The sequence below is a fragment of the Paraburkholderia sp. RL17-337-BIB-A genome (assembly GCF_046025895.1).
GTDB lineage: Bacteria > Pseudomonadota > Gammaproteobacteria > Burkholderiales > Burkholderiaceae > Paraburkholderia > Paraburkholderia fungorum_C.
In genome coordinates, this window is the sequence record NZ_JARESY010000002.1 from 152,824 (window position 1) to 164,471 (window position 11,648).

7 protein-coding genes are annotated in these 11,648 nt (G+C 56.5%); 2 read left to right on the forward strand and 5 right to left on the reverse strand.

The window, feature by feature from the left end; translation table 11 throughout:
* Nucleotides 1-416: 416 nt before the first annotated feature.
* Both P0D84_RS21720 and P0D84_RS21725 read right to left on the reverse strand, forming a co-directional pair.
* Entirely contained in the window at nt 417-1,727 is a 1,311-nt protein-coding gene (locus tag P0D84_RS21720) for an MFS transporter (RefSeq protein ID WP_408340256.1), read from the reverse strand.
* Between the two features lie 477 nt (nt 1,728-2,204).
* On the reverse strand, nt 2,205-3,434 hold the full coding sequence (locus P0D84_RS21725) for an FAD binding domain-containing protein (RefSeq protein ID WP_408340258.1): 1,230 nt from the start codon (nt 3,432-3,434) through the stop codon (nt 2,205-2,207).
* Nucleotides 3,435-4,037: 603 nt separating this feature from the next.
* On the opposite strand from P0D84_RS21725, the gene P0D84_RS21730 reads away from it, so the two are divergent.
* Together P0D84_RS21730 and P0D84_RS21735 are read left to right on the forward strand one after the other, a co-directional pair.
* Complete coding sequence (locus P0D84_RS21730; protein ID WP_408340260.1) at nt 4,038-4,691, forward strand: DsbA family protein; 654 nt, start codon at nt 4,038-4,040, stop codon at nt 4,689-4,691.
* 106 nt (nt 4,692-4,797) lie between these two features.
* Nucleotides 4,798-5,793: an LLM class oxidoreductase gene (locus P0D84_RS21735; RefSeq protein WP_408340262.1), complete on the forward strand. Its 996-nt coding sequence runs from the start codon at nt 4,798-4,800 to the stop codon at nt 5,791-5,793.
* Between the two features lie 279 nt (nt 5,794-6,072).
* Here P0D84_RS21735 and P0D84_RS21740 read toward each other — a convergent pair whose 3' ends face one another.
* From P0D84_RS21740 to P0D84_RS21750, 3 genes are all read right to left on the reverse strand, one after another.
* Nucleotides 6,073-8,421, reverse strand: a complete 2,349-nt coding sequence (locus tag P0D84_RS21740; RefSeq protein WP_408340264.1) for a hypothetical protein — start codon at nt 8,419-8,421, stop codon at nt 6,073-6,075.
* Nucleotides 8,367-9,611: an SIR2 family NAD-dependent protein deacylase gene (locus tag P0D84_RS21745; RefSeq protein WP_408340266.1), complete on the reverse strand. Its 1,245-nt coding sequence runs from the start codon at nt 9,609-9,611 to the stop codon at nt 8,367-8,369. Before P0D84_RS21745 ends, P0D84_RS21740 begins: the two co-directional genes overlap by 55 nt.
* Before the next feature lie 329 nt (nt 9,612-9,940).
* Complete coding sequence (locus P0D84_RS21750; RefSeq protein ID WP_408340268.1) at nt 9,941-11,602, reverse strand: hypothetical protein; 1,662 nt, start codon at nt 11,600-11,602, stop codon at nt 9,941-9,943.
* Nucleotides 11,603-11,648 lie beyond the last annotated feature (46 nt).

An 11,648-nucleotide genomic window follows, 5' to 3' on the forward strand; every position in this document is an offset into this window, starting at 1 on the left:
GAGCGGTCACATGGTTCAAGCGCTCTACGACAGTCACGGAGAAGATCCCACACATTTCCGATTGTTTCCTTTCGATCCGGAGAGATACACCGCGCCGGTCCGAACGGTCAATCAATCCAGTCGAAGAATCCGTGCGGGCATCCGTTTGAACCCAGGCCCAACAAATCTACGGTCCGAAGCCAGGGCTCACGCCGCAAGGATCTTTTGAGCATGATGAAAACCCTCCGCTGGTGTGCGCACTGGGTTGCAAGTGCTGGCGTCATTGCCCATCTTTGAGCAGTCGGTCCTCAGACGTTCATGTGGTGAGCCCACAGGTCTGCCGAGGGCGATTGGGTATAGCGACGGTAGATTGAAGCACTCTGCACAAGGTCCTTTCTCAGGAGAGAGTCCCAGCCTGATCCCGTTTTCTCCAATCCCTACGCGCGGGCAAGGCTGTGGGTGCTGCGATACGCAATGGTGCCTAACGCGAGCGTGAGCAGTCCCAGGACGACCGCCAAGCCGGTAATCGCAAGGTTCAGTCCGATTTTGTCAGCGAGCATGCCGAGTCCGACGATGGGCACAATCCCTCCAAGATATGCGATGGAAAAAAAGGAAGAGATCGTCCGGGCGCGATGTGCAGGCGGGGCAATCTGGTTGATAACCGCGATTGCAGACATAAATGCAAGACCTTGCCCGAACCCACCGATCAGGTCACTGGCGACGAATAGCAAGCCGGAGTGCAGCGGCAACGAAGCCGCCATCAACGCCACACTGATTCCGATCGACACCGCGCCGAAGATCAGACCACGACGGACGTCTACTTTACGCAACGCGAATTGCGCAATCGCTGACCCGACGAACAGCGTGGCCACGCCCGTGCCCGCGCTTGCGGGGCCATGCCAAGGAAGTAGGTCGCCAAGAATGCCAGGTGCGAGCGAGGCAAAGAGGCTGAACAGCGTGTAGCCGGTAAAGGTCGTAATCGATGCTATAGCGAACGGGCGCGCCGTGGAAGCGCTCGGCGCAACAAATCGCAGAGCAGGGCGGAACTGTCGAATGGGACTTACTTCACCATCGGCAGGGTGAACTGAAAGCGCTCCCAACGCAAGCGCAGCTGCAATGCCGAATACGATATACGGTGTCAACAACGGATGCGGCAGCATCTGCGCGACAACGCCACCGGCGAACGGACCGAAACCTAGCCCCACGATGTTCACGATCGAACCCACCAATGTGGCGCGCGGAGTTTTCCCAGCCGGTTCAAGAGCGACAAGTCCGGCAGTTGCCGCGCTTGAAGCAATGCCTGCAGCCACGCCAATTCCAAATCGCCCCAAGGCGAGAATCGGGAGGGAATGTGCGGCTGCGGACGTTGCCAGTCCAGCAAGCAAAAGCAGTACGGCGATACGCAGCGCGTGGATGAAGCCAACATGATCGCTCATGTGGGCGAGCAGAAGGAGAGCGAGCAGCGCGCCGCCCATGTAGCTTGAGTAGACAACCGTAACGCCGCTCGACGTTAAACCAATTGCCTGCTCATAGAGAGGATAAAGAGGGCTGGCGAGAGTGGCGCCTGCCATAGTTACACCAAGCGCAAACGCGATGGCAACGAAGCGCCGCATTGCCGTGGCATGCGCGACGGGAGCTTGCTGAAGGTCTTTCATTTGGGGAAGCCTCAAAGCGATGAATTGCTTACAAAGATAGAGCTTCCAATCAGCGGCCGGAATCCCATCGTCACGCAATGCTGCTTTGCGCAAGAGCAAGACTGCTACTAAGCCACGCCGCGCCTTCGTAGCGTCCCAACAACCCCAAACGCCTTTGCCGCGCCGGAGCCGGTTGTCGAAGCTAATGGGACGGCTGCATCAACGCGTGCGTGACGTTTGAGAGCTTGAGATCGCTGATGGATTATTGGTGACGACTTCAGCTTGATTCGTCAGACGAGACGTCGAAAAACAGCGTGTCTATCGTCGTGCGGGGCGCGGCCGTGGCCCGTCGTAGGTGCGATGCGGATCAAGATCGGGCCAAGTCTGACCCGATTCGGTCGTTCCTCGATACGTGGTCGCAGCAGACGACGATCACTTCCGGGTGCCTGCGGGGACGGCTGTAGACGCTCCGCCGGGGGCACCATTGCCTCATTTACATGCCCCGAAGTGCGTTGATTGTTACGGGGACGATAGTTTCATGGTCGTCGTGTCGCCAGGTCGACCGCGCAGAGGCCGTTTCAACGGAAGCAACTACTTCTGGCCTATGTTCATGATCTGGTTGCCGATCTTGATTCCCCAGTCCGTCATGCTCATTCCGTCGCTTACCTGCGTATCCTGCCATTTGCCGAGCGGTAGAGTAATATCGCGTTCGCTGTAAAGAGCTCTCGCCAGAGCCACTGCATTTGAGGCCGCCTGGGCTGTACTGCCCGCCGTATGGGGGCGGGGCACGAACGCAGCGTCTCCGACCAGTACCACCCGGCCAAAGACCATCTGAGGCACCTGCAAGTCCTGAATTTTCTGCACAAAAATGTCATCCGTCTTGTCGATCAGCGCAAGAAAATCTGGATTCGCGCGCTCGGCAGCCATCCGCCGGAACCACGCGTCTTGACTTGGAGAGAGGTCGCCCGGCGGAATAGAATGAGCGCGGCGGCGTCCCGTCCGGTCCGTCAAAACGGCGTCCAGCTCATCACCCGTTGCTGATTTCAGATACCAAAGCCAGTTGTATCTGCGGCTGCCTTTTTCAGTCGAGCCGTCAATGCCGGGGACCATGTACTGAAGCATCAACGCTTCTTCGTCTTGCTGGAAGACGAAGTTCTCATACAGACTAGGCGCGGCAGAACGCGCTAGCCGATTCTCATCGACCAGTCCCCGCCAAACCGTGTAGCCCGCATAGCGGGGCGACACGTGCGGAAGCATCAAGTCACGCACTGTGGAGTTGCCACCGTCAGCTCCTATCAGCAGGTCTGCGTGTGCTCGATGTCCATCCTCAAACACGGCCGTCACGCCATTCGCGTCCTGCTCGATTGCGACAAGCTTTGCGCCATTGTGGTAGCCGACGTCGGGGAAATTTCGCCTGAGAGAGCCGTACAGCTTATTCCACGAGGTCTGAATCTGCGGCATGTATTGGCGGCCGACAACAGTGCCGTCGCGGTCGAGGTAGATCCGATCGTTCGATTGAACACCGAGCTTGCCCGTTGGCTGAATGCCAGCGAATTGAAACGCGCGCACAACGGCACCTTGCAGCACGATTCCGCCGCCCCGGCTATCCAGTTTTGATGGCGACCGTTCATATATCTCGACGTCCCAACCAATCGCACGCAGCGAATTCGCCGTGAACAAGCCACCTAAGGACCCTCCGACAACAATTGCCTTCGGACGGCGGTCCGCCGGGAGGACGATGCGAGGTGTCCTCTCCGCTGAAGGTAGCTCGGACGAGGAGCTTGCTTCAATTTCCTTGACTAATGCTTCGTTCATGTCCATGACGTGCTCCAGGGGGTTGATCCCGAGCGGTTACTTGACCTCGATTGGGATGAAGCAAGGTTAGAGCGGTCGTTGACAGACGTGAATGGGACCGTGCTGCAACGTACCTTTGCGTCGCGAGCAATTGTGGAGTGGCAAGACCCGGCCGCCACCTGCGCGGTTTGTACCTTGCCCGAGACGCAAAGCTACGTTGCGCTGCCGTGCTATTCCGGGGGCGGCGGTTGTCGCCTAGTCTGGCTTCATCGCGAAACACTGGGGAGTGAATCATGAAGCCGATCGAGATACAGGTTGCCGGTGCTGCTGGATTGGTCAGCGGTACCTGAAGACTGCAATCGCGACGGACAAGCCTGTGCAACGCGTCGATGTCACGTATGTGTCTTTGAACTCAACCGACCCTTGCCGAGGAGGGGGATCAGCCGCAAAGAGTGCCGAACACGGAAGTTCGGGACATCGCATCGCTGCTCCTCCACACGAGTGGCGCCGAAGCAGAGAAACCCGAGCTGAAAGGGCTGAGCGAAGTCGAGAGGTCTGGATGTAGCAATGCCGCCTGCGCGATCGTTGACTAGGACGTTGAATATACATTTCGAAACATGGAGAGCTGAAATGGACACTCAAATCAAACTTCATTACGTATATGACCCGTTTTGTGGCTGGTGTTACGGGCTCGCGCCGCTACTCGCCGTTGCGGCGCAGACGAGTGGCATAAAGGTTGTTCCGCACGCCGGCGGAATGCTGGCGGGAGAGCGTGCGAAGTTGATGTCCGAGGACTGGCGCACATTCGTACGGCCGCACGAAGAGCGTATTGCGGCGCTCAGCGGGCAAACGTTCGGCCCGGCATACAGCGACAAAGCCCAGTTCGACTACAGCATTCTGCTCGACTCAGGGCCTCCGAGCGCCGCCATGATTGCAGCGGAAGAACTGGCGGGCGCGGGGCTGGCGATGCTGAAAAAGCTGCAAGTAGCGTACTACGTCGAAGGGCGTCCCATTGCTACCCGCGAAGAGATTCTACGGAACGCAAGCGAGCTTGGCCTGGACGGCAGCAGTTTTGCCGAAGCGTTCGATCGCGCCACCCGAAGCCTGGACGAGCATTTCGTCGAGACCAGCGTATTGCTGGCGAAGCTGCAAGGCCAAGGGTACCCGACACTTGCCATTGAAAGAGACGGGGTTTTGCGCAAGCTGCACCTTGGACACTTCTTCGGAAAGCCTGATGTTTTTCGCGAAGCACTCTGTCAGGAGTTGGAGTCGGTAACGGCGTAACCTGGCATTGTTAGCAAATTTGGCAGTGCTGAATCGGCCAACCGCTGCTTTAACTCGATCCGCGTGGCACATACAGTGCCGCGTCATAAAACTCTGGAGATATATCGTGGTAGTCGTGCAAAGCGTTGCAGGCGAATCTTTTGCTGGCCTGAATGGGTATTCCCGCGTGTTTGCGCCGGGACATCTGACCGTCGGTTTCATTCTGCCGCTTGAAGGATACCCGGCCGGCCCGGCGCCGACCATGAAGGACCATGCGGTCACGACCAGGCTCGCAGATGAACTTGGTTTTGCCGCGCTTTGGGCGAGGGACGTGCCCACATACGACCCGCAGTTCGGTGACGTCGGCCAGATCTTTGACCCTTTTACCTATCTCGGTTTCCTTGCTTCGAACACCCGCAAGATTGCATTGGGAACGGGAAGCGCCGTTATCACGTTGCGTCACCCGTTGCTGCTTGCCAAACAGGCCGCTTCCATCGACCGACTGTCCAACGGGCGCCTGCTTCTTGGCATTGCGTCGGGGGACAGAGCGGTCGAGTATCCCGCATTTGGCCTCGAGGACGACTTCGAAACTCGCGGGGAGCGGTTCCGCGAGGCATTTGACATGTTCCGCACAGCCACCGAACAGGATTTCCCGGTGGGCAAATTTCCCCGTTTCGGAGAACTGACGGGAAGGGTGGACACCTTGCCAAAGCCGACCGTGGGCAGAATTCCGACGTTTGTGACTGGTCGCAGCAGGCAGGACGTCGACTGGATTGCGTCCCATGCGGACGGCTGGTTTTTTTATAACGTCGGGCTGGAGCGGGTCGATATGATCACGAGGACGTGGTTCGATGCGGTGAAGCGCAATCATGGCGAGCAAGCGTTCAAGCCTTTCTTCGAAGGATTGTTCCTTGAGCTCGAAGAGGATCCGAATTTTCCGCTCACTCCCATACCCGCCGGAATTCGCGTAGGGCGAAATGGGTTGATTTACTACCTGGAAACTCTTCAGCGGGCTGGAGTTAATCACACTGCGTTCAACCCGAAGCCGTCGCGCCGGCCGTTCACGGAAGTCCTGCATGAACTGGCGGAATACGTGTTACCGACGTTTCCTTCGCTTAACTAGCGCATAAGTGCTGGAAGGGGCCGGCGAGCCACGCGTCCGCTGCGGCGTAAAAAATCTGGAGTGTCTCAGTTAGTGCAACCATCTCACAGATGGTCCAAGAAAGACAGGGAGTTGAAGTCGTCGATATGAGCAACCGGGTCGTCAAACAGTAGAACGGGCGGCGCCGCCTGAAGCTTCGCATTCGTAGCGAGCATGATGGAAAGTACAAATGCCGCTCGACGATACACCCCGCCTGTGGCGGGGCACAGTCGATAGACAGCGCTATCGCCGAGATGTTGTCTAGGCAAACCGAACTTCTGGAAGAGGATCCGTTTGTGCAGCCTGCAGTATCCGAATTAGTTCGGGTACCGCCGGTCCGGTCTGTTTCTGTATATCCCGGGCGAGCTTGATACATGCGGCCCGGACGAAGGACGCACTGACCGCCTCCCGGCTGATGACGTCAATGTCTGGATAGTTCCGTTCGTCGAACAGTACAGGAAGATTGTTGATGAGAATCCCCACCTCCCGATCGGCGAGCCAGCCTCTGTTATACATCTCACGGGCTGTCCAGAGGAGTTCAGCAAGACCGGGTGACCTGCCAGAAGCAATCACGTAGATCATGTGGGAAATCAAACTCGCCGTGACCGCGTTCTCCGCGAGTTGCCTCCAGTTCGACAGTGCGAAAGATGCATAGCCCACAACTTCTGCTTCCCGACTGTGCATTCCCTGTCGGATTGAGGCTTCGAGCACATCCGCGCAAAGCGCCGACGATTTTGCGAAGTACGGAAAGGCCGTCAGGCCAGATGATGCTTTACTTTCCGTAAAAAACGAGTGCAGTCGTCTGAAGTTTTCTTCGGTGACGGCAGTTTCTGGTAGCGACGGCACTACTGACCGACCCAATACTATGCCGATGAGTTTTCCATTCTCGAGGGCGTGACGTCCTTCCACTTCCATAGTAGAACCAGAGGGCAGTCGCCACTGAACCAACGCCTCAAAACAGGATAGTGCCTGCTGTGAATCAGGCAGTTCTGGTGCGTCCTTGTCGAACGCAGCGTTTGCGATTGCAGCTAGTAGCGGCCCATTGTAAAAGTCCTCACCGGAGCCATCAAAGAGCGCCTTCCGGATTCGGAGTCGGGTACGCTCCGGCTTTGGCGAGGGAATCTTCAGTAGCTGGTTCAGTGGCAAGCCCGTCACCGGAACGTCCATTGACTTGGCGTTGTCAGGCCAAACCGCGTCAGCAATCTTGTCAAGTTCAGTTTGTGACAGGAAATTGTGGTCGATGAGCGGCAGTAGTCGAGCTAAAGCCGGACCACTAGACTTGGCGACGGGAGCTATGCCTTCGATAAGTTCGTCAATCCGTCGGTCGAGCGCGGCGTTTATGATCCTCCCTCCTGGGCACTCGACGATCGGATTCGGCCAGGACCTGAAAGAGTTGTTTTTAATCTCGCAAGGAAGTGGGAACTGCAAGGCGTCGGGCAAGACCTCACATTGTCGCTCGGCTGGAATGCTGGCCATCGAGTACTCGATTAAGTGCTGCAACGGCTCAAACATCCAATGGTGATGAAGTTCAGCCATCTTTCCGAGTTTCATTGCAAGCCTGAAGACTTCGATAGCAGCTTCCGGCTCTGACCGAACGGATGTGCGTGCGGCGACCTCGATGAGAACTCGCAGCCGGGACATTACATCGGTTCGTTTATTGCCATTGATCTGCTTCAACCAGAACTGCATGGCATCGACAGTGCGCTCCCGGAGGCTTGTTGCAATCGAAATATCCATCGAAGCCACGCGTACCCGTGAGAACGTGACCTGCAGCGACCCAGATCTCTCGCTGCTCGCTGAACGTATCGAGAGCGGTATCCGATACTTATCCTCGAGGCCGTCCAGTTGGGAAAGTGTGGTCGCCGGATCAGTCAGAAGTCCGGCGGTGCCCCACCGCAATGGCATCCCGGCATTGCGCGATATGGCATCGAGAAGAAGCAAGGGGTGGGACTCTGAATCGAATGTGACGACATTCGAATTGTCCGTGTAAGACCCGGGTTCGAATAGAGGCACAATCTGGCGCTTTTCATTCTCTCGATCCCGTTCGAGCGCCACCTGCCTTTTAAGGTGATTGATCTCGTCAAACGGATTGCACTTTGGCTCGTCGTAAATAGCAGGGAAGGATTCGGACGGAATGTGTGTCCTCATAGTTGTACCGCGAAGCATGCAGTGGGCCCACGCCAGTCTGGAGAACACGTAGATCGAGTTCCTGTCGTTTCGATGCTGTGCCGACAGATCGCGAAAAGCTTCTGTCAGTAGCTCTTCCGCTCTTTCAAGTCGGCCTACTTCCGACAGAAGAGACGCCTTGCGCATCTTCCATGCGGAATCGAGCTCAGGGAGCGACTCCGTAAGCTTTTCAAGCGCGGTATAGTCAAGTCTATCGCGGGCGACCACGGCCTGATGAAAGACCAGTTCAGCAGCCAGCTCCGGCCAATGGGGCAGGTTTGCCTCCAGAATGGCTGTCGTTCTTTTCCCGATCTCATTCAATTCCGCCTCATCCATCCAACGCGTGCTGTTCAGCAAATAGAGAGCGATCTCGAGTTGCTGCTTACGGGTCAGTACATTGCGAACCGCAGGATTGCAGATTTGACCAGCTCTGCGCACAGCCATTGTGGTATCGCGTCAAAGGCCGTGCGACGGCGCCAGGCGATTTCGTAGAGAAGTTTCGTCTTGCTATCCGCGTCCAGTCCGGCCATATTCTTTGGATTGGGGAACGGAGCGCTGATTTGCGAAAGTAACTGCGATCGTACAGTTCTCGGGCAAATCAACCATCCAGGATAGGAAGCGCGGTCAGCCTCGAGCGTGGGGAGCTGCTCCTTGAATAGCGACGCTGCGTAGCTGGGATCCTCCGCCGACTTCCGTAGGTAATCGTCGGGTGGATGCTTTGGATGCAGGCTTGTTGGTTCCCACTTCCACGTGGGCGTCGGCCTCAGGCTTTTCAGGGTATCAAGGAAGATCTTCAAGGCTTCGAAATGTCTTAGCTCCCTATCGTCGAACTCTGCAACGACTTCTGCCAGATCTATCGGCGCGATGTTGATGGATTCGAGATACTTGCGCTTTGCGGACGTCAGGTTCAATGCCCCCGCAAGGTAGATGCGGCGAGCGTGAACAGGTAGTTGGTCCCGAACCCAACCTGCCCATTGCAGGAAGTTTGGATCGTCTCCGGAGAAGCCGATGAGGCATAGTTCGTTTTCGACGAACACCTGTCGTGAAAAATTCACGAACGTCGCGTACCTATGTGGATATCGCCGGTAGTCCTCCTGCGTGAACACAAGCTCGTCGGTGACGTTGATTGTCCCGTGGAGCTTAACGATACGCGGTGAGCAGGCGCTGGATAGTTCTTCCTGACGTCGCACGATGCTGTACACGGGATCATTGACAGTCTGTGCTGCGCGTTCGAGCAACGTATCCCAGTTGGTGGTCAATACCTCGGTCCATGGCAGCTCTAGTAACGAGTTGAATAGTGGCCCTGGGGTCCATGCGGAATCGTTAATTTCCCTCACGACGAGGTCGTGTAGAGCCTGTTTGCCGAAGTAGGCGCTATATTCTTCAGCCAGTCGCAACGGGTCAGTGGTGCTGGTGGATTCCAACTCTTGTGCGAGAAGAGTCGAGAAATTTCCCCAAAGCGGAAGCCTCTTGCCAGCATCGCCGGCCGTTGCCGCGCAGCGGCTGAAGCCGGCGCCTACCATGACGGCTGCTCCATGAAACCCGCTATCAACTTGCCATAGCGATGCGGCAAACTTCTTCAAGGCTGCGTAGTCCGCTAGCTCTTCAATTTTTTTTGTTTTTCTGGTTGTCATAGAGTAGGTCAGGCAAAATCCTTGATGCCACCTTTAGGCGTCGAGCCGAAGCTCTTATGTATCGTGCGTTGCAACGTGGTAGCTCAAAAAAGGGTGCGTCGAAATATGCTTGCGAATGGACGATTGATCGTCGCGAACGCTTCGATAACGCGGTCGAATACAAAATCAAGCGCAAGCCCATAACCGTGTCGCAAACTGGCCGAGGCTGTGTGAAAAGACGTGTTGAATGTGATCTTCAATAAAATCGACCCGTCAGATCGCGCTGTATTGGCTTGGTAGCAACTCGGGAAGGGTAAAGCGACACCCGAAAACCGAGTACTTTTGCGTTTTCACACAGCCTCGGCCGTATCAAAGCCGAGTTGCTGAAGTTGGACAAGCTTCTCTCCTACGTCATGTGCGTCGGCGATACGCAGTTCGTTGCAAACGAAGAGGGCGGAAATGCCTGGGTTTCGTGTATCCCAGTTCTGCGGTGCCTCACGATTTCTGTAGGCATCGACGCGCTCCTCGCTGCGGTCCAGTCCTTCCAGAATGTTCAGGAGCGTCTGGAACAACTTCAGGCTTCCCCACTGCGTTATCGCGTCTCTCGGCACTCCCGCAGCTTCGAGCAGTCTTCTCAGAAAGCCAAGAGGGACACATTGCCAAATCTCATGAATGGACTTGCATCTCGAGAGAAACGCCTGTTGGCTCATCTCCAGCGGAGCGACCTGTGCAAGCCGGCGAAGTTGGGGATAGTTTAACCAGCCATTGTCAACGATACCTTGCCGGGAGAGATGGACGAGATCAGACGCTACCTTGTCAATTCCCAGCGACGCTGCCAGTTCCGAGAGGTGGTCCCCAAGTTGGAGTAACTCAGCCACTAGCCGATCGGTCTTTGAGACGATGTGCTCCTCGGTCAGATCGACCTGGGCAATCCTCGCAGGACCCACGGCGTGCACGTGGGCACGCAAAATCTCTCTTTCGGGCTTCGCTTGATAGAGGTCGCGCAACGATACCCGTATGAGATTTCGTCCGACGCGCCGGCAACCGGTGAAACTCCACTGCCCAAGATAAGATGGGCTGCAATGCCAGGCTTCGCCGTGCACTTTCACCGGCGTGCTGTCGTAGAAGCTGTTCTGCTCGTATTTCTCTAAAAAACTGTCGTCAAGGTAAACGCTATCGCGATCAAAAATGGAATTGGCGCGGTCGTGGGTTACAGGGTCATCTATTCCCGGCCAGAGAATCCCATTTGCGGTCTGGTTCTCGCATAGCTCACACTTGATGGCATGCACGGTCGCCCAGAGCTGGATGAGTAATCCCCCCCTGTGCTCCCGGATATCGAGCAGAAACCAATCGCCTTCGCCTTTCAATTCTACGTGCGGCTCACTTCCCATCAGATCGCGAAGCTCGCGCGTGTCCGGCATAAGCCGCTCATAGAAAAATGTTCTCACGCCGATAGCGCCTCGCATCCACAGATATCTGCGCAAGTACTCATTGGACATGACCCAGCTGATGTTTCGGGAGGACTGCCAGTAGTACTGGCCAGAAACCTCACCTCCGGCAACGTTGAACTCAGGTAGCCCGAGGTCGTCGTATACCATGCGCTGCTCTTCGTTGCCGATGCATCGGGGTGTCAACCCCAGGGCCATCCATACTTTTTCCGCAAGGTTAAATGTATAGAAGGATCCACTGCCCCACGACGCTATGACATAGTCGTGTCCATCCAGACTGGGACAAAACTTCTCCGAAGCACCCTTCGCGTCGCTGGCGGGCACTGAGTAAGCGACAACGCCATGGTTCCACTCGACGGGCAGCGGGAGTTCTTTGCCATCGTCGGGCACGACTGCCATCGCCATTTGAATGCACTCCCGGTCTTGACCGTGAGGGTCGAGCTCGAAACGACTACATACTTCCACCCGCAGCCCTGGATCGAGGCCGATTGGCTCAAGGAGCGAACGTAGACGATGCGGCAGCAAATCGACCGGTATAGGAAATGCGCGCAGGTAATCGAACATTGGAGACGCTCCGCCTCAGGTCACGACTCGAGAATGAAGTTGCTGG

What these genes read in the sequence shown, in the direction of transcription:
- P0D84_RS21725 (WP_408340258.1), bottom strand. Translation starts at nt 3,434, where the DNA reads ATGGACATGAACGAAGCATTAGTCAAGGAAATTGAAGCAAGCTCCTCG.
- P0D84_RS21750 (WP_408340268.1), bottom strand. Translation starts at nt 11,602, where the DNA reads ATGTTCGATTACCTGCGCGCATTTCCTATACCGGTCGATTTGCTGCCG.
- P0D84_RS21745 (WP_408340266.1), bottom strand. Translation starts at nt 9,611, where the DNA reads ATGACAACCAGAAAAACAAAAAAAATTGAAGAGCTAGCGGACTACGCA.
- P0D84_RS21740 (WP_408340264.1), bottom strand. Translation starts at nt 8,421, where the DNA reads ATGGCTGTGCGCAGAGCTGGTCAAATCTGCAATCCTGCGGTTCGCAAT.
- P0D84_RS21730 (WP_408340260.1), top strand. Translation starts at nt 4,038, where the DNA reads ATGGACACTCAAATCAAACTTCATTACGTATATGACCCGTTTTGTGGC.